General features: G+C 37.3%; 10 protein-coding genes. All 10 read right to left on the bottom strand.

Annotated features, from left to right (window positions below):
• Window position 1: 1 nt before the first annotated feature.
• Complete coding sequence (locus P5P89_RS19830) at window positions 2-994, bottom strand: alpha/beta hydrolase (RefSeq protein WP_278009874.1); 993 nt, start codon at window positions 992-994, stop codon at window positions 2-4.
• A gap of 122 nt (window positions 995-1,116) precedes the next feature.
• A complete protein-coding gene (locus P5P89_RS19835) occupies window positions 1,117-3,699 on the bottom strand; it encodes a carbohydrate-binding protein (RefSeq protein ID WP_278009875.1) in 2,583 nt (860 codons plus the stop codon).
• A 39-nt stretch (window positions 3,700-3,738) separates the two neighbouring features.
• Window positions 3,739-7,026 (bottom strand): pectinesterase family protein, encoded by a 3,288-nt coding sequence (locus P5P89_RS19840; RefSeq protein ID WP_278009876.1) that lies wholly within the window; start codon window positions 7,024-7,026, stop codon window positions 3,739-3,741.
• A 236-nt stretch (window positions 7,027-7,262) separates the two neighbouring features.
• Window positions 7,263-8,957, bottom strand: a complete 1,695-nt coding sequence (locus P5P89_RS19845) for a glycoside hydrolase family 28 protein (RefSeq protein ID WP_278009877.1) — start codon at window positions 8,955-8,957, stop codon at window positions 7,263-7,265.
• Between the two features lie 182 nt (window positions 8,958-9,139).
• A complete protein-coding gene (locus tag P5P89_RS19850; RefSeq protein WP_278009878.1) occupies window positions 9,140-10,360 on the bottom strand; it encodes a glycoside hydrolase family 88/105 protein in 1,221 nt (406 codons plus the stop codon).
• A 4-nt stretch (window positions 10,361-10,364) separates the two neighbouring features.
• Window positions 10,365-12,011: a glycoside hydrolase family 43 protein gene (locus tag P5P89_RS19855; protein WP_278009879.1), complete on the bottom strand. Its 1,647-nt coding sequence runs from the start codon at window positions 12,009-12,011 to the stop codon at window positions 10,365-10,367.
• Between the two features lie 170 nt (window positions 12,012-12,181).
• On the bottom strand, window positions 12,182-13,831 hold the full coding sequence (locus P5P89_RS19860; protein ID WP_278009880.1) for a DUF5123 domain-containing protein: 1,650 nt from the start codon (window positions 13,829-13,831) through the stop codon (window positions 12,182-12,184).
• Window positions 13,832-13,843: 12 nt separating this feature from the next.
• Window positions 13,844-15,739 carry a RagB/SusD family nutrient uptake outer membrane protein gene (locus tag P5P89_RS19865; RefSeq protein WP_278009881.1) on the bottom strand — a complete coding sequence of 632 codons (1,896 nt, stop codon included), beginning with the start codon at window positions 15,737-15,739 and terminating at the stop codon, window positions 13,844-13,846.
• A 19-nt stretch (window positions 15,740-15,758) separates the two neighbouring features.
• Window positions 15,759-18,968 carry a SusC/RagA family TonB-linked outer membrane protein gene (locus P5P89_RS19870; protein ID WP_278009882.1) on the bottom strand — a complete coding sequence of 1,070 codons (3,210 nt, stop codon included), beginning with the start codon at window positions 18,966-18,968 and terminating at the stop codon, window positions 15,759-15,761.
• A 72-nt stretch (window positions 18,969-19,040) separates the two neighbouring features.
• Entirely contained in the window at window positions 19,041-19,859 is an 819-nt protein-coding gene (locus P5P89_RS19875; protein ID WP_278009883.1) for a hypothetical protein, read from the bottom strand.
• Window positions 19,860-20,456 lie beyond the last annotated feature (597 nt).

Consider the following 20,456-nt stretch of genomic DNA (forward strand, 5'->3'; position numbering starts at 1 on the left):
ATTATTTATTCAAATTTTTAATTAAAAAATCATGGATATAATTAACCGTAGGATCGACCCAAGGTTCAAACAGCCAAAAAGGGTGAATTTTTACATCAAATTGATGAACTTCAGTATAGATTCCCCATTCTTTCATCATCCCGATTAACTCATCCTGACCTGCGTGGAATCTGGAATAACCGCTATTTATAAATAATATGGGACACGACTTTTCATTTGCCCAGAAAATACTGGAAGCGTCTTTCCATATTTCGGGTTTTTCTACGAAAGTGCCTCCCAGCCATTCTACATCCGGAGAATTCGGTTTTCGGGTTAAATTAAGAGACATCGGTGCCATAAAATCAACAACTCCGTCGATATCAACAATAGCATTTATCTCGCTTGAGAAACCTAAATTACCCTGATCGCCTTCTTTGGATGTTACACCACTTGTAAGTCCAACGAGCATGGCCAATTGTCCACCGGCCGAACATCCGGAAATAGCAATTTTATTTGGATCAATACCAAACTTTTCTGCATTTGCCCTAGCCCATCTTATCGCTGATTTGATATTATAAACTGCTGCAGGATATTTTGCTTCCATCGAAAGCTGATATTCCACACAAATGGTTACGATACCTTTGGCTGCTAATTTTTGTGCCATCGGAATCTGCAATGCTTTATCTCCCGATCTCCATCCACCGCCATGAATCATAATCAGGGCAGGATATTTTCCTGGCTTTTTTGGAGAGAAAATATCTACATGTAGATCCCTGTCTCCAAAAGGAGTATTTTTTAATGTTGTGTAAACCAGCTGCCTTTGTTCTGTAACTCCGGCTGGCAATAGGTCTTTTGCAATTTTTATTTCGGGGAAACGCTTTTTATTCTTCCTGAATTCATTGGCTACATTATAGGAAGTATCGTTTGGAATAACACGCATATTATCCTGAGCCCAAATCTGGAAACAAAGAAAAAAACATAGCAACAAACCGCCTTTATCAAATAATCTCATCATTTATTTATTAAATCTTTAGCCAAAGAAACAGCTATATATTGAGTTTTTATCTTAAGGCATTATTAAAAAAGGGATTATTATTGTCATCATCAATGCCAGTAATAATCCCAAAATTTGAAAACTTATTTAACGATTATTCTGGTCGTCAATCCAGTTTTTAAGCTTTTGATAATGTAAATTCCATCAGACAAATCACTTATAGAAATAGTGGTTTCAAGATTAGTTGTGTCAATTTGTTTTACAACAAGCCCGGCAAGATTAATGAATGCCACACTGTCATTATCAACAAATGATTTCAGCATTATTTTATTTTTACCAACTGTTGGATAAGCATAGAATAAATTGTTTTTATTCGCATATTCAGGTACGGCAAGAGTTCCGTTTTGAGTATCTGTTATTTGTTTTACAATGCTGTTGATGTAAACTTCAATGTTGGTATATTCTGTGTCCAGTGTTTTCAAATTTCCATCGGCAATATTGGCAGGATTTAAACCTTTTTCGGTTTCCCATGTATCCGGCATACCATCTCCATCCGTATCATCAGGGGCAGGTGCAGTAGGCAATTCCGGCCATCCACCGGCAGCAGTTTGAGTATCAATATATCCATTTGTACTTCCGTTACCACCATTCATGATAGAGGCTGTTCCGGATCTTGTATCTCCAACTGCTCTTAAATCGACAGCATCCCTGAATAAATTTGCTCCGGCATGGTCTAATACCAATTCGTAAGCTTTTGTGGCATTGTGTGTTGTAATCTCTGCAAAAGGATGCGGCGTTTCAATTTTTAAATCCTGTTTGTTAGCCTCCGTTACCGGTAACTGACTGCTGTGAAACTGACTAAATACACCATATGTCCAGTTATCCTGAGTAGCTCTTGGAGAACCGTTCACATAATTTCCATCTACATAATATTTACCCCAGATTCCATATAATGGTGATGCTGCATCCAAAATTCTTCCTGTAGACACAATACGTTCCTTAGTAGAATTAGAAGTCCCGGGACCCGGTTTCCAGTAATTATTTACCAGATTAACATTCATTCCATCTCCACCGTAGCAGCTGTTGCCTCCCCAATTGTAGATTACATTATTGCGCACATCAACCAGATCAGTTAGAGCAAAAACATCGTTTGCATATTCACCCAGCCTTGGGTTACGGCTGTCATGGTGTGCCAATAAATTATGATGAAACGATGCATTTCTGCCTCCCCATACGCCACCATAACCGTGAGCGCCTTTTCCATGAACAGAATTTCGAAGACTTTCGGAAATAATACACCATTGAAGCGTAAAATTTTCATTCTGATAAAAAGAAACACATTCATCAGTAGACCAGCTCATCGAACAGTGATCGATTATGATATTGTTTTGAAAACGTCCGCCCAATGCATCGTTTTCGACATTTTTTGCATCTCCCATTCTAAAACGCAAATAACGAACAATGATATTATTACCTCTTACCTTCACATTATAGTCTCGCAGTGTAATTCCTCCACCCGGAGCTGTTTGACCAGCAATTGTAATATTGTCTGTAATACTCAGTTCGCTTTCCAGTTTAATCGTACCCGATACTTTAAAAACAACAATTCTGGGACCGCTCTGAGCTATTGCGGCACGAAGGGAACCTGCTCCAGAGTCATTTAGGTTGGTTACATAAATCACTTTTCCGCCACGACCGCCGGTAACATATTTACCATAACCTTCTGCTCCCGGGAAAGCAGGTGTGCCTTTTTCATTTCCTCCTGTGGCTCCCCAAAAAGCATAAAATACCTGATTACCAGTGGAGGTTGTTTCAATTTTTTTAATGGTGTTCGGTGATGTCGGTGATGTGGACCAACCGTAGAACGCATAGCCGAGCAGAGTTGGGACAGGTAAATTTACTGATGTCGCTTCGGTATATGCAGTTGGAGTTAAGCCTGTTAATGGCGAACCGTCGATTGCATTCAGATATGAAATAGTATAGGTATTAACCTCTTTAAATTCTGCTACATAAGTACTATTTGCAGCAATAGCAAAAGTAACCGGATTAGCTGTTGAAGCAGTTGTTCCATTACTATCTACCCATCGTACAAAGTTATAACCAAAGTTAGGAGCTGCTGTCAGGGTAATTTGAGTCCCTTCAACAAACTGGCTTCCAGGATGACTCGCACTTATGGTTCCCGATGAAGCCGGATTCACATTAGTTGCCAAAGTATACATAGCTCCATTAGTGTTATTGGTCACTTTTTCAAAATAATCAAAATTGCCTACATAGTTATTCCCAGTGACAGGTTTAAATACGAAATACAAATCATGAGTGCCTGTAGTTTTGGCTATACCAACAGGAAAAATTTGATACGTTGTCCAGTTTCCACTAGAAGTAGTATTGATGTTGGCTGTACCAATTAAAGTACCGGCAACTGCATCTATTCTTATTTCAACAGTACCAGCCAGAGTCCCAATTGTAGGCGAACCTGTTTGCGTTCTGCTAGCTGCTGCGATATCAAAACGGGTATCATATTCACTAAAAACATGTCCTGTGAATTTAATCCAATATCCATTTTTACAATTTCCGATATTCTTACCACCTGATAGAGCTGCATTTGTTTCTATCGATACTCCATTAAAAGCATCATAAGTTTCAGCTTCAATTCGCTGAATTGTTTGCGAAAATCCTATTACTGAAAATAGCATCAGTATTACGGAAATAAAATGTTGTTTTTTCATTTTTGGTTTAATATGGTTAAATAGTATGTCCGATTCTCACTAATTTTTAATTACTTTCACTTTGTAAACAGTTCCTTCTGTATTTTTTATATTAATAAGGTAAACACCAGATGTCAGCCTGCTCAAATCTATTGATTGGCTTGTGTTAGCTATGAAAACACCTTGTTTTACCTTTTGTCCCAGAATTGAATACACTTCGTAATTGACGCTTCCAATTCCTTCAGGCAATGTTAGATTGACAATATTATTTGTAGGTATTGGATATGCACTTACTTCTTTTGGTTTATTATTTGCCCCTAGACCCAAAGTACCGAAAGTACTGATAGCGCTTAAACCACCGTATTCACTAATAGCTTGAACTGTGTAAACATGATTTCCTCCTATTGCAGTGGTATCTTTATAAGTTGCATCAGTCGTAATTGCCAATACCTTGCCGTCTCTACTAATGACATAACAAATTGCATACTGATTATCATCCCATTTAAACGTGTTGTTTCCAAGATTCAAAAGATTTGCTGGAGCACTAATTTGTTCTACAACCAAACGCGGATCCCATTTGTCTGTACCACTCAAAACATTTTCGATAGTGTATTCATCAGCTTGTGCTTTGGTCAAAATTGGATTATAATTTCCTGTCTGAGCAATACCACTAACTGTAAATGTATTGGTTCTATTTGATGTATTAACGGCTATCCCGCTTCCATTTATGCTATTGTATTCTGCAAAAAGTGCAGGTAAAGTTCCCATACTCGCCCAACCTAATGTATTTGGCTCATTTACCATTGTAGTATTCAGATAAACAGCTCTTGGAGCATTTTGCCAGGGACGCCCTAAATAATAACTGGTTGTCGCAATAATGGTATTGTTATTAAAAATATAGCCGTACTGAACATCTGCAGTATGATTTGGAGCTACGATATAACCACCACCTGAAACCAATTTGCATTCTTCAAACCAGTGCGTTCCTCCTCCACAGATAAAATCTACATCACCTTCAATGGTTGATTTATAGTAAAAACTTCTGTTTCCACCTGTAACCTGAGTGTCTTGTCTGCTTCTTAGTTTGATTCCGTTATAAACATTTCGGTCTCCGGCAGGATTAAGAGCCGGTCGCTGACCAGCAGTAACTATACCGTCTTTATGCTCAATGGTTACATTTTCCATATATAAATCATTGGCTTCAATTGAAAGCACAGCATTTTTAATTCCCCATCCCGGATTTCCCTGAAGGATTACCTTATCTTTTGATTGTGCAATTAAGGACACATTATTTTTTCCTGATGGAAGCTGAAGTACAATCCCTTGAGGATTTGTGCCATCACCACCCAGATTATAAGTTCCGTTTGTAATCAGTACCAAAAATCGGGTTGATGAATTAGAAGGTGCAGCAGTAAATGCCTCTGCAATGGTTTTTACATATTTTCCTGAGGCTATTTGGTCAGTTGTTGCATTTGCATCGACAATCAAATTGAATACACGTTTTGCAGGAACCGGTTTTTCCATTGTTTTGAAGGATAGGGAAACTGCCGCAGCATTATTACCTGAAACATCGGTAACTAATCCGGCTGGTATGCTAAAAGTATATTGTGTATTATAGTCTAAACCGAAATAGCTGAATTTTACCGTTTTATTGACAAATTCCGCAGTTAAATTTTTCCCGTTCAATGTAGCCAAACCAGTACCTAACTTCACTTTTTCATCGTAATTAAGGATAATATTTCCGCTTGCACCAGCGGTTGTTGAAGCATTTGCAGGAAGTGAAGACAAAAGTACCGGAGCAATTACATCCGAAACCAAAACTTCCTCTGCTTTAATCATCACATTTGATAAAACCGTTGCTGTTACATCGGTTGCACTTCCATGTTTTGGCCCGTTCACATTCGGAAACCATCTGAGATATATTTTTTCTTTTCCTTCTGCTTCAGCTGGCAATATTCCTCCGATTGGAGTAACTGAGCTTGTATTTATGGTTGTTAAACCTGAAATGTTCTGAAAAGTCAGACCATCAAGTGAATATTGAAATGTCCATTCGTCACAGCCATAATAGTAACCAATCAGTCCTGATGAAACATTAATGTTTTTATATCCAACCGTTGAAAAAGAAGTCATAAAATAGAAGAAATCGCCTCTAACTGTATTCCAAACACAGAAACCATTTTTCCCGCCTCTGTTTTGCAGTCTCACATTTGGAGCAAACACATTATCGGTTACATTATAAGCCGATAGCTCAGGTTTGTTTTCAACTTTAGAAAATAATTCGGCAATTCTTGGATTGGCATACTGATCGTTTTTAAAGGTCCAGCCTGCTATAAATGTTGCGTTGTCATAAGTACCCGTGATAGTTCTATTTTGAGTCATTGCTACCGAAGTACTTAAAGCTGTTGATCCGTCAGACCAGTTATTGAATTTAATAATATCATTTTCAACCGCTGTAATGGTAACATTTGTTCCTGTTTCGTAAACAGAAAACGCGCCATCTTTACCCGCAGGAGAAACCGTATACTCACCTAAACCAAATGCCCCTGTAACATTTACATTTAAGGTATAGGTAGTAACTGCAGCATATTCTGCTATCAAAGTAGTATTTGAAGTAATCGTAAAAGTATATGGATTTGAAGTTGAAACAGGATTTCCATTACCATCTGTCCATCTAACAAAATTATATCCGAAGTTTTTATTTGCGGTTACAGTAACAGCCGTCCCATCAACAAAATTAGCTCCCCCGGGATTCGAAGAAACTGTACCTGATGCCGCAGGACTCACGTTAGTTGCCAGAGTATAAGTAATAGCACCCGGAATAGTCGTTACTTTTTCTAAATAATCTAAATTAAATAAATAACCGGTATTTGTTGGATGCTTAAAAACCAGATACAAATCATGTGTACCGGTTGTTGGTGTAATTCCAGTAGAAAACTTTTTGTAATCGCTAAATCCAGTTGATCCGCTTACTGTGACAGTTCCTATTAAAGTTCCTGTTGATGAATCTAATCGCAGCTCAATCGTTCCTCCGGTTGCTCCGGCTGCTGCGATATTAAAACTGCTGTCGTATTGATTAAATACATGTCCGGTGAAACTAATCCAGGTATTGTTTTTAATATATCCAACATTTTTTCCTCCGGAGAGCGCGGCATTATTTTCTGCTTTTGCTCCTGAAGCTGTATTAAATGCTTCTGCTTCAATTTTTTGAATGGTTTGCGAAAATCCCATTACTGAAAAGAGCAGCAGTAACAAGAACATAAAGTATTGTTTTTTCATTTGTGGTTTGGTTTTAGTTAGTAAGTTATTTTTTCCTGCTCCGATTTTAATTTCGGAGAAAGGTTCATTCATAATTTAATTCATTAGATTTAATTAGTTTGATAGTGATATAATTTCCTCAGTTCGAGTAATCCCGCCCAAAAGCGGGATTGTATCAGGAACAGTAAACTATCAAAACGTTTCCCGGTACATTTTTTCTTCTATTTCGATTACAGAAGAAGACTCGAATTGATTTTTTAAATATTTTTATTATAAACCTGAGCTTGGGACTAATCATTAGGGACTATTTACTAAGGACTAATCACTAATTACTCAATAAGTTTTACCTCGTCCTTAATCGATTCCAGCACTTTTATATCTTCATCAAAAGCCATTTTTTGACCGTTCTTCTTCAATGATATTTCTCTTGTGGAAGTACCCCCAACCCAAAAAAGCTGATTTTCTCCTGCTGATTTAAAACTTCCGACGTTTATATTCTGGCTATTTGAAAGACTGATTGCTATACCCGGTTTATCCAGTCTTAGATCAATATTTTCAAAATCAATTTTGCTTCCATAATTTATTTGGATACCAGCTTCTGCTCGAATAACCATGTTTTTAAATTGAAGGTTTTCAACAGGCATTTCCGGGATTCCCATAATTTTCAAAGCTTGTTTCGCTCCGCTTACATAAATATTTTTGAAATACATGTTTTTAAAGGAAGGAGTTTCTTCTGAAACCGCCATTTTTTCAACCGTGATTTCGCCTGTTTCCGGATCTTCATCAATTGCTTTTCCAAAATAATAAAGGTTGAAATTGATGGCATCTGTCGGGATATTGTTCATTTTTATATCTTCCATCCAAATGTTTTCAACCGCACCCCCACGACCTCTAACCGATTTAAATCGCAGGCCACAATCGGTACCGTTAAACGTTAGGTTCTTCACAAATATATTTTTAACACCTCCCGACATTTCGCTTCCAATTACAAAGCCGCCATGCGCATGATAGACTACACAATCTGTAATTACGAATAACTCCGTTGGTTTTCCACGATCCCTGCCTTCTTTATCTTTACCTGATTTTATACAGATTGCGTCATCACCCACATCAAAACGACAGTTGGTTACCTTACCGATTCTGCAGGATTCTAAATCAAGTCCGTCCCCGTTTTGAGAATACCACGGATTACGAATAGTTAGATTGCTCAACGTAACATGCTCACACATTAAGGGATTAACATTCCAAGCTGGGGAGTTCTGAAAAGTAACACCATCCAACAACAGTTTTTTACAATTCACAAGACTCACCATTACCGGGCGAAGTGCCTCCTTGTAAGGTTCCATATTTTCAACAGTGGCCCTTTTAGGAAGTTTATCTTTTTCTTCGTTGCCAATATAAGCTCCTTCTGAAGGGTACCAAATTTTACGGTCTTTAGATAATACGCCTCCGGATTTGACAAGTTCACTCCATTGTCCCGCTGTCATTTTGCCGATTTTAACCGGACGCCATGCCGAACCATTTCCATCAAAAATTCCTTCTCCTGTAATGGCTATATTTTCTAAACCAACTCCCATAATTGGAGATTCACAGCGAATCACCTTATTTCCTTCAAAATAGGATTCGATCAGTTTGTATTGTTTCACATCGCTTGTAAAAGAAATAAAAGCACCATTTTTGGTATGAAGATTTACATTGCTTTGCATCTTTATCGGACCAGTTGTCCACATCCCTGAAGGAATTACAACCACACCTCCACCCGATTTTGAGCATTTGTTGATGGCATCATTAATCGCTTTTGTACAAAGTTGTTCCGTATTGGGTACAGCTCCGAAATCAACAATATTCAAAGTGTCTTTTTTAAACTTTGGAAGCTGCACTTCCGGCATATCAAAAGGGAGTTTGCTTTCTGTTGAAACCTTGTTTTTTTGTTTGGATTTGTTTTGAGCAATAACCTTGTTCCCTGACAAAATAAGGGAACATATTACTAATCCGATAATGGAAACTTCTTTAATTTTTATCATAATTAATTTTTATGTTTTAATCGCTGCTATAATTTTTTGAAGCAGAAAAATCGGGTATTTTCAGCCGGTATAGTCCCGCTATTAGTTGCAATCTTGTAAGCCGAACCCCGGCTCACAAGGATTTCCACTGCTATCGGGGCTAGATGGAGATATTTTGTTTTTTCTGTCGGTGACAATTCAAATTATTTTTTGTCCAAAATCTTTTGCAATTCAATACCCGCCATAATAAATGGACCGACTGCCTTAGCATCATCATCCCTGATAGGTTCTGAAATATAATATTCAAATGAACCATCACGATCTTTAGGATTTTTCCCTCCTAATCCGGCAACGGCACAGCATTTTGTAATCGAAATAGTGCCGTCTGCATTTTCTTTTATAAACTGTTTCTGGATTCCGTTAAAACCAATTCTAGCCGATTTCAGAAACTTTGGACCTACATATCCTTTTCTATATGCTTTGGCAAAAGAATATACAAACATCGTCGAACAGGTTGATTCCAGATAATTGCCTTTGCGACCAGGCTCATCCATTACCTGCCACCAAACTCCTGAATTCTTTTCCTGAGCACTTCGGACAGCTGTAAATACTTTTTGCACTATTTTTATTAACTCTTTTCTCTTTGGATGGTGTGTTGGAACGAAATCTAAAATATCCACCAAAGCCATGCAATACCAGCCCTGAGCCCTTCCCCAAATGTGAGAGGAACGTCCGGTTTCTTTATTTGCCCAGAATTGCGCTTTCTTCTCATCATAACCATGAAAATTCAGTCCGGTTTTTGAATCAAAGGTGTGTTTTTGAATCAGTTCTGCCTGCAAAATGGCATCATCAATGGACTTCGGAACATTAAAAACGTCTCCATATTCTGCAGAAAAAGGATCTGCCATATACACACCGTCCAGCCACATTTGCCACGGATAACTTTTCTTGTGCCAATAACCGCCATCCGAGTTTCTTGGGTGGCCTTCCATTTGTTTATGGAGTGTATCCATTGCTCTTTTATAGCGCTCCTCACCCGTTTTCTTATAAATCTCGAAAAGTATTTTTCCTGAGTTTATTAAATCAAGACTGTACTTTTCCAGTTCATAACCTCCCAATATCTTTCCTTCCTTATCAATCAGCTGATCAGCATAGGAAAGCCCGTAATCCCAGTACTTTTGCTCTTTGGTATAATCATACAGCTTCTGATTCGCAAGCGTTACTAATCCATTTGTATAATTCCATTTAGGAAACTTTACGCCATCAAGGAATACCGGATTTGGAGTACGCTTTTGATCGGAATCTGCCATTTTCTTTGCCCATTCAATCGGTGTAATTTGATTATTATTTTGTTTTAATTGTCCAAATGAAGTCAAATGGCAAACAACTGATAAAAGCACACAATATTTGATTTTACGTATCATATTTTTAATTTTCTTCTACTCTAAACCAATCATAATCTGCATAACTGCTGTCACTAATCAGTTTCGTTCCTGTTGCAAAAAGTCCAATTTTTGCTCCTACCCAACGTCCTGCGCTTGGTTTGAAAGATTTCCCAAACTCTTTGAATTTTTTGCCGTCGGTACTGTAATAAAAAGTGACTTTACCATCATAAGGCTCTATGTTTTGCACCATTTGAACTTTGGCACGGAAAAACACATTTTTTTGATCAATAGGAATAGAAGTTATTTCTGTCTCGATATCTTTAGAAGTCCTGGCGTTTTTCATCTGGCGCTCTACCAACTTTAATTTTCCATCCTTGTCCTGTTCGATAGCGATATAGGAATAATCTTCACCAAACACTATTAAACCTGTTCCGGATTCTTTTGCATCGGGATTGTTTTCGAAACTAAGTTTTGCTGTAGCAGTAAAATTGGCACCCGGAAATTTTTGCAATAACAAATTCGGCATCATCCACATTGATTTTATATTCTCATTGCGTGGAATACAGTTAAGGCGCATAAATCCTAAATTAGCAGAAGACCATCCCCATTGCTGACCAGGGTTTTGATTAGCCTGCCATTGCCATTGCAATCCCAATTGATGACTGTTGAACTCATCAGAAGTAACCAATGGAGTCGCAGGATAATTTTTACCAACATTTGGTTTTGTATATTCCATAACGGGTTCTCCGATACCATCATTGTTGCTGTCTTTTCCCATCACTGGCCAGCCCTCTTTCCAGGTAACAGGCTGAAGATTCACAACTCGCCCATAAGCCCAACGATCCTGAAAGTGTATAAACCATCCGTCTCCGTTTGGTGTTTCAATATATCCACCCTGATGTGGTCCGTTCATTTTTGTATCACCCTGATGCAAAACAATTTTTGACTCATAAGGCCCCCAAACATTTTTAGAACGCATAGCCAATTGCCATCCCGGTTTTACACCTCCGGCAGGAGCCATAACCCAGTAATAGCCATCTTTCTTGTACATTTTAGAACCTTCTACAGTGGTATGACCATTATGTCCGTCAAAGACCATCGCCGGATTACCAATTAATCTGGTACCATCTGGCGTAAGTTCTGACAACATTAAAACGGTTTTTACAGCAGCACGGCTTCCTGCAAATGCATAAGACAGATACGCTTTTCCATCCTCATCCCAAAACGGACAGGTATCAATGATTCCTTTTGCTTCTTTTACCAATACCGGCTCTTCCCAAACACCGGCAGGGTCTTTAGTTTTGACCATGTAGATTCCAAAATCAGGATCACCCCAGTAAATATAATATTCACCATTATGATAGCGAATTGATGGAGCCCAGACACCATCTCCGTGACGAACAGTTTGATAATGTTCTACAGGAAATTGATTTTGTAATGCATATCCAATTAATTCCCAGTTTACCAGATCATTTGAATGAAGAACAGGAAGTCCCGGAGAACTGTTGAAACTGGAAGCGGTCATATAATAACCATCTTTCCCCGCACATACATCCGGATCTGAATAATCCACATGTAAAATAGGGTTCTTGTACTTTCCGTTTCCTAAGTCACCATTCCATCCCTGAGCATTTGCTCCTAATCCATAAACTGTCAAACCAATGGACAGTACTAATTGTTTTAATTTCATTTTAAATAGATTTAATCATCATGTTTTTACTAAAAAACATTTATATAAGAGGCACTGATTGTCTGCAAACTCATTGTATGGAGTATCAGCATTAGAAAAAACATGGTAGGAAAAGAAGTATCCGGGGTTGGGATACTTCTTTTTTTAACTAAACAATTAACCAGCAGGAATTAAGGAAGCCATCTAAGATCGCCTACTTTGTTTATAACAATTGGAGAGTTTGGATCTTTAATTGTTAAATCTCCTGCTTTTGGATTTACGAACAAGTCCTGTGCACTTATTCCTAATGCAGTGCCCTGAATAGCCGCAGGTCCCAGCAGATAATTTGTAGTGGTATAGTTATTACTGAAAGAAGTTGTACTGCCTGCAGCAATTGCCTGAATTAGTTTACCACTGGCAGAAGCTAATAATACATTCTTGAAAACTAACGTAGACCCTACAGCTGCCGGGATATTAATCAAGGAACGGTTATAAGCATAATCATAAATCGTTACATTACTGTATTCTAAATAAATTGGATAAGTAGATGTACCATAATCAAACAAGTTTTTAAAGTTGTAGGTATTATTGGTTGTTCCATAATAATCTCTCATAAAAGTACAGTTATTAAAAACTGCTCTTTTGAAGTTGTCTGCTCCTGCTGAACCCAGAACAAAGGTTCCATAGGTTCCGGAATGACCACCAACTTCATCCAAAGTACAATAGGTCATCTCAAAGTTCCCTACTTCTTTATATTTTCCACTTCCCTGATGTCTCCAGAAACCACGTTTGAAATTATTAAACACACAATTGTAGAATGTAATTTCCCCAATCGTCCATGAAGTTCCACTATTAAAGAAATAACTGGCATCAATGGTCTGATAAAAACGAATGTTTTCAAATGCTAATGAGGTCAAAAAGGATCCTTCTGTAATATTCCAGTTTCCATTCATTTCAATTTGAGGCATTGCTCCCTGTGTACCTCCCGTAAGTTTAAAACCTTTTGAAATAGTAAATGGGGTAATCTTGAATAACGAACCTGCTTCGAGAAAATATTCAGTTCCTTCCGGAATTGTAGCATCAGTATTGTTTTTTTTCAGCAATGCATCTAAATCATCCCCTTTCATCACCAAAATTTGTCCTGCTGATGGTCCTGCCGAACGAAAATTTACCTGATTGTATGGTCTATCATAAATACGTGGCTTATTATTGTCATAAACATTTACAGTGTAGGCTGTACTTTTTTCCAGACCTTCAATTTTAGCTTGTCCATTCGCTTTTTCTGCATCTGTTAGTTTGCGTCCGATAGCCGGAATTTCCTTAGACTGAGCTGGTGCCACAGAAATACTATCAACCGGATTTGCTGCATCTACTGTCCAGTTTACGGTTACTTCAGTTTCAGTTATATTTACTTTCTCTACAGGTTTCAATATTTGGGCATATGCCGGACGATCTTCTGTCAAAGCATTTGTGTAAGCCCATTGAGAATTGAATTTAGCATTTTCGCTATTCGCACGAACCCTAATATAAAATTGCGTTTTATACGGAATATCGTCCATCAAAATTTGTGTATCTGTAATCGTATACGATTTGAACAAACTGGAATAGTAATTGTCTAAGTGTAATTCTACCGTATAGGAAACAGCATCATTTACTTTGTACCATACTACAGCAATAGAATTACTTTTAACCACAGGCGCGGTAAGCACAAACTTAGGCTGAAACAAATCCCCAACCTTTGCATAAGCAAATTCGTCTTGCTGGCAAGAGTTTAACATTCCTCCAAGCAAAATCATGCTGAAGAATGATAAAATATAAATTGCTCTTTTTGAATTTTTCATAAATTAATTCAATTAATAGTTAAAACCATAATAATTTTGAATAGCTCCGCGATGATCCGAAATCACTTTAGAAGGATAAGGACATAAATAACGTAATGGATCATTGGGAGATTTACTTGCAGCATTGTTGAAATTTATGAAACCTCTAAAACTCCATTTAATTTCGTTATTTGGTTCATAAGCCTGAGTATCATTATTTAATGCATACCATTTTGTTGCAAAAAGTGTCTCTGTATATCCTGCTGGTTTAGCTTGTAAAACAGGATCAATTCCTTTGGTATCTAAAATTATTTTACTTGGGTTATTAGCGTCCGGATTTGGAATCTCTTTCCAGTAAACACTTCCCGGAACATTATCTACACCAGGCACATAAGCACCATTGGCTACCTTGCCCCAGTTCACAAATTTGTTGTATTGATTGTAAATTACTTCACTATATTTATTCCAGCGTGCTAAGTCAAACTTACGCTTGCTTTCTCCGCCAAGTTCCCAGGCACGCTCATCCATAATCGCCTGAAAAAATAAATCAGGATTTGATTTGGAAGCTACGTAACCATCTACTTTTGCTGCCCAGTCTGCCTGACTGAATGCTCTGCGGCGCACTCTTTTTAAAGCTTCCTGAGCATCCTGGCGCGGTCCAAATCTTTCATTAACAGCTTCTGCGTACATCAAGAGTACATCAGCAAATCGCATCCATGAGTAGTTGATACCTGTTCCTTTTTGACTTGTACTGCCAAGTGGAGAGGTGTAAAGTTTTGACCATTTTCCAACAGCCAACTTAGCTAAATCCAAACGAATTACCTGTTTCAAATTTGCGTCATACGAATAAGGTGCGCAAGTGATATCACGTCTCAAATCTTTGCTATCAAACGAGTACAAATAGGTTCCTGCTAAATTAACATTTCCTGAAGCGCTTCCGTAAGCATGGTTTCCCTCCACAATCGGAATACCAACAGCATAACCATATTCACCGGAAACACCTCTTAATAATGGTAATGAAAATATAACGTCATCATTAACCATTTTTTGCCAATTGTTTTGCCCAATCCAAAAATTACGGTAACTCAATTTCAGGTCATGCTGACCTTCATTAATTACTTTACCCAGGTATTGGATGGCAATATCATAATACAATTCATGGTTTTCTCCACGAACCATATGACCAATACTTGCCGGATCACTATCAGGACGCAAAGTCCATCCTCCGCGGGTAAGTGCAAGTAAACCAATCAAACCCTGGTTAAAGCTTCTTGATGCACGCTCCGGACCATAATCTATTGCGCTTGCATATTGCATTAACGGCTCAGCAGACTTTAAATCATCGATTAGAAATTCAAGAATTTTGTTTCTATCCGTAACTCCTACCCTAAAATCATCATCACCCGTAGATGATGTAGTACGAAACACAACATCACCCCAAATGCGTATCATATCTAAATATACCATTGCACGAAGTGTTTTAACCTCTCCATACATCTGTGTGATATTTGAAGGCTCGGTTTTACTGGCGTTCTTAAAAAGATCGGAACCTTCAATTCCCTGAATAACATCATTGGCGTTATTGATAATTCTGTACATAGCATTCCAGGTAGAATTCAAAGTTGTCCAGTAAGGTTTTGGTTCGAAACAGGCAATGTCAGAACCATTCACATTTACTGTATTAGAACTTACCGCTGCCATCTCTACATCGGTATTCGGATTAAAAACAAAAGCAAGTCTATTTGAATAGGCATCGTCGGTCAGCATAAGTGTATACACCCCTGCCACGGCTGATTTTATTTCACTTTCTGAACCAAAAACTTCAGCCTCAGTAAAACCGGTTGCCGGATGTACCTCTAGATAATCATCGCAAGCTGTAAAGCATAGTGCGAAACTAAATAGCATACTTAATAATATCTTTTTATTCATAATTTAAGTTTTAATTTAATTAAAATGATAACTGAGCCCCCAAAGTATAATTTCTTGTTCTTGGATACGCATTATAATCAATGTTAGATGTCAATCCCTTTGAGAGGTTAACTTCAGGATCATAGCCGGAGTAATTTGTCCATACAAATAAATTAGTACCGGTTGCATACAGACGAACTCTGTTGAATATCAATTTTTGGGTAATATTTAATGGAATAGTATATCCTAATGAAAGTGTATTCAATCGTAAAAAAGAACCTTTTTCAACTGCATAAGAAGAAGCAATAGGGCGCCCAATAGAAGTTGGATTCCACATCGTAGCATCTTTATTAAAGTCGGCTAATAATGCTGGAGAATAACGTAAATCGTTCCCCATATCATCAAAATTTCTCCAGCGGTTCTCCAGCGATACTTCCATCCCCAAATTATTTTGGTTATTTTGATACCACGAAGTCATCATCACTTTGTTTGCGTTGAAAACATCAAACCCATATACAAAATTGAAAAAAGTAGACAAATCAAAATTTTTCCATACTGCATTCAGTCCAAAACCTCCTGAATATTTTGGGTTAGTATCACCAATAACTTTTCTGTCGTTTGCACCAATTACATACGTATTGGAATCTGATGGATCAACAGGCGACAATTTTTTAAATTTAGCATTTCCGGGGCGCGGATCACCTGACAGGTTTTTGGAGTTTACGACACCTTCTTTCAGTTTCCATGTTTTTGTTAATGGATCAAATGAATCGAAATCATCCATGGTATAAAAACCATCATTAACAAACCCATAAATCAAACCTTTTGTACCGCCTACATAAGCTCTGTAATCGTCATCATTTAGCAATTGTGTTCCTGCCCATCCAGAGCTAAGGATCCATTCATTTTCTCCACTTGATAGTGCATCAATTTTATTCTTATTATATCCAATGTTGAAATTTACATCCAGGTGAAAATCTTTTTGCTGCACCACATTGGCATTAATGGCAAATTCAATTCCTTTATTAGATGTCTGCCCAACGTTGGTCATGATTTTACTAAAACCTGATGATCCGGGAATATCAGAAGGCACTAACAAATCTTTTACAGTATTTTGGTAAATTTCGACATTACCTGTAATTCGTTCTTTAAAAAAACCAAAATCTACACCCAAATTTGCAGTATAAGTTGTTTCCCATTTCACATTAGGATTATTTAAATACGCTACCTTGCCATCAGGATTATAAAAATTATAGTAGTAATGGCTAGTTTCTCCCCAACCTACTGACCTGTTTTGTGAAACTCCATAATATTTAGCATACAAATCCCCATCAATTCGGTCATTACCCGAAACCCCATAACTTAAACGCAATTTTAAATTTGAAATAGTTGTACTCTCTTTTAAGAATTTTTCATTTGACATTCTCCAGGCAAACGCTGCAGCCGGAAACACTCCCCAGCGATTATCCGGACCAAACTTTGTAGAACCATCGGCACGAATAGTAAATGTTGCAAGATACCTGTCATCATAACCATAATTTACACGACCGAAAAAAGATGAAATTTTATTAGGTGAACCTTCTTTTGATTCATTATTAAAACCTTTCCCCAAGGCAAGATTATCCAATGCTTTTTCTGCTGATATATTTGCAGGAAAATATCCTGTGTAATAAGTCTTACTCGCACTCCTTTGGTCCTTCATTTCCTGACCCACCATAACCTGAAAGTCGTGAAGTTTATTGATTTTAAAATTATAATTCAATACATTATTTAATTGCGTACGTGGACTTTGTGTCATTTGCCAGCCTACTACCGGCAGACCGCCATTAGCATTTGAAGTACCCGTTTCCAGTCCCCAAAAACGGCCATCTTCTTCATACTGGTATTCAAAACCGAATGAACTGCGAAAGCTTAAACCTTTCATTATATTCCAGGTTAGGGCTCCGACTGTATTAAATGTACGTTTTGTACGATTACGATAATTCCTTTCTGCTTGCTGTATCGGATTGAAACGTCTCACAGGTTCATAATCTTCAGGATCAAAATAAGTGTCGTCTGCCGGCAATGTCATGTAATCCTGTAAACCCATTGTAGGTGCCTGACGTATTGCATCAAGCAAACTAACCCCTTCAGTACCTGAACCTTCGATCGTTTGATTTATAAAACGGGATTGGAACTCAAAAGTAAATTTATCAGACAGTTTTGTATTAAGGGTTAGGTTCATATTGGTTTGCTTTAAACCAGTTCCAATCAATACCCCAGGCTGATCCTGATTTGTTACAGCAAACTTAAATTTGGTTTTTTCATTACCGCCATTCATACTAAAGTCTAAGTATTTAGTAATTGGATTACTTCCAAAAATCTCGTCCTGCCAGTCTGTTCCCTTGTCTCCTTTATAAATATACATTTCATTAGCCTGTCCGTAGCGGTTGTAAAAAGCAGTTGGATTTGAGGATCTTCCTTTTTCATATTCATATTGCATCATAACATATTCATAAGGATCCATTACATCCAGACGGTTCGCTAAGGTTTTGATTTGCATATAACTGTTAATATTTATAGAAACCTTACCTATTCTAGGATTTTTTGTAGTCACTAAAATAACTCCGTTAGCACCACGGGCACCATATATAGCAGTAGATGCGGCATCTTTTAATACTTCCACAGATTCGATATCAGTTGGCGGAATGTCATTTAGAGTAGCCACTTCAAACCCATCAACCAAAATTAAAGGCGAATTATCCTGGGTGATAGAACCTCCACCACGAATTCGTATCATGATTTCAGAACCAGGAGAACCATCAGCCGAAGTAATCTGAACACCTGGTAATTTACCAACCAAAGCTTCCGCTACAGAACTGGTTGGAACTTTTTCTAATACTGTTCCTTTTATACTCGAAACTGCACCCGTCAGGTTTCCACGTTTTTGTGTTCCGTAACCAATTACTACTACTTCATTCAATTCGCTTGTCGATTCTTTCATCTCGATGTTAATTCCTGATGTACGACCATTTAACGGTATTGCAATATCTTCAAGACCAATAAACTTAACCACCAAAACAGCTGTTTTAGGGTTGATTACTTTAATTGAAAACTTTCCGTCAAAATCACTGGTAGTATTTGCTTTTTCATTTTTAACAATAATTGTTGCGCCTGGAATCGAGCCCATTTTATCTCTCACAACTCCCGTCACAGTTATTTCCTGAGCATAACCGCTAATCGTCAGGAACAAGACGATTAATGTGCTCATGATATGTTTTTTTATCATAACTACTATATTTTATTTAGATTTAGATTTTTTAAATCTGTTCATCATTCAATTTTATTTATTAACCTGTACAACTCCATTAATAGTTACTACGTAATCTTTAATAATAGGTGTATCTGCATCATTGAGGTTAAAATCGACATTAGTAACCCCATTTCCTAAAATTGGAAAAGAGCCTTCAATTTCTTTTGTTTTTACCACAACTAAATCTGCAGTCATAAACTCTATACGAACAGTAACATTATTCGCTGCTTCATCAGTCTGAAATACAATAAAATCGTCTAAGTAATTAATACCACCTGTAGTAGTCTTCTTAGATCTGGAAACCGACATGTCTCCTTTCACGAAGGTTTCGTCAGAAACTTTGTATCCGTTACGTTTTACAAAAACAGTTGTTTTTATAACAGAATAGCTTGGATCTGCTACGATGTCTTTTGACTTCAATCGTAATGTGCCTGTTCTCGTAAGGATGTTCATGTTAAGTTTTTCCTCGAATGGCGTTGCATAAGGAACTACTGCCGATAGATTCACTTTTTGATCAGCATTGATCGATTGCGGAACAATAAAATCATTTAGGTTAACTGGTAGAGGAACCATTTCTGCAGGAATATCAGAAGCAATGAACTTGTAACTTCCTTTCTCAAGTGCAAAACGATAAAGCGAACTGTAATTCCCAAAATATTCACCATTATCTTTATAAACGAAAATTGGTCTTGTTGTAATACCAACATTTATATTCCAGGGATTGCCATTCAGCTGAAGCGCATAATCTCTTACCACTGAGGGGTCATATTTCATTTCATCACTAGAGCAGGAAGTCATCATAAGAAGAGTTGCACCTACTCCTAATATTATTTTTTTTATGTTTTTCATATCATATCATTTAAAATTGAAAACTTTTATTTTCTGGCTAAGATGTGCCTGTAGAACGCTACAGATATGCCAATTAATAATAGAATGAAAGTGCTGGTCTGTTTCATAAGCTTGGTTTATTAGTTAGTTAAGAATTAGTTAAAAATGTTAGTTATAAGGCAAAACTAGAGATAGCGAATTGTAATTTGGTGTAAATATTGCTTTTCGAGGAGGGTGAAATCACTAATTTGAGTAGGAATAATTGAGGAATAGGCAATTAATTAGGATATTTTCGCATTAAGTGAAAAAAAATGAATAAATAAAAGGCACTTCTATTTATTTAACTCAAAATTAAGTTTAGGAGATCTGTAAAGGATTGTGAAAAAGAAAAAATTTATCTTTTAGTATTTGTATAACTATTCTAATACTCAGCGAAGTTGAAGCCATTACAATAGATTAGTATAAGCAAAAGCTTTAAAGTAAATAAGTTTTTCAACTCCGCTAAGGATGATCGTTGTAATTACAAATCTATGGTCATGTCAATTAGAGCGGAGTCGAAGTCCACATTCCAATGAGTCATCACAGTCAAAAAAACTTTAGAATTAAGCGAGCCTTCGA

This window comes from Flavobacterium gyeonganense, assembly GCF_029625295.1.
Classification (GTDB): Bacteria; Bacteroidota; Bacteroidia; order Flavobacteriales; family Flavobacteriaceae; genus Flavobacterium; species Flavobacterium gyeonganense.

Excerpts from the sequence above, each read along its gene's own strand:
- P5P89_RS19860 (WP_278009880.1), bottom strand. The coding sequence starts at position 13,831 with ATGAAAAATTCAAAAAGAGCAATTTATATTTTATCATTCTTCAGCATG.
- P5P89_RS19850 (WP_278009878.1), bottom strand. The coding sequence starts at position 10,360 with ATGATACGTAAAATCAAATATTGTGTGCTTTTATCAGTTGTTTGCCAT.
- P5P89_RS19840 (WP_278009876.1), bottom strand. The coding sequence starts at position 7,026 with ATGAATGAACCTTTCTCCGAAATTAAAATCGGAGCAGGAAAAAATAAC.
- P5P89_RS19875 (WP_278009883.1), bottom strand. The coding sequence starts at position 19,859 with ATGAAAAACATAAAAAAAATAATATTAGGAGTAGGTGCAACTCTTCTT.
- P5P89_RS19835 (WP_278009875.1), bottom strand. The coding sequence starts at position 3,699 with ATGAAAAAACAACATTTTATTTCCGTAATACTGATGCTATTTTCAGTA.
- P5P89_RS19845 (WP_278009877.1), bottom strand. The coding sequence starts at position 8,957 with ATGATAAAAATTAAAGAAGTTTCCATTATCGGATTAGTAATATGTTCC.
- P5P89_RS19865 (WP_278009881.1), bottom strand. The coding sequence starts at position 15,739 with ATGAATAAAAAGATATTATTAAGTATGCTATTTAGTTTCGCACTATGC.
- P5P89_RS19855 (WP_278009879.1), bottom strand. The coding sequence starts at position 12,011 with ATGAAATTAAAACAATTAGTACTGTCCATTGGTTTGACAGTTTATGGA.
- P5P89_RS19870 (WP_278009882.1), bottom strand. The coding sequence starts at position 18,968 with ATGAGCACATTAATCGTCTTGTTCCTGACGATTAGCGGTTATGCTCAG.
- P5P89_RS19830 (WP_278009874.1), bottom strand. The coding sequence starts at position 994 with ATGATGAGATTATTTGATAAAGGCGGTTTGTTGCTATGTTTTTTTCTT.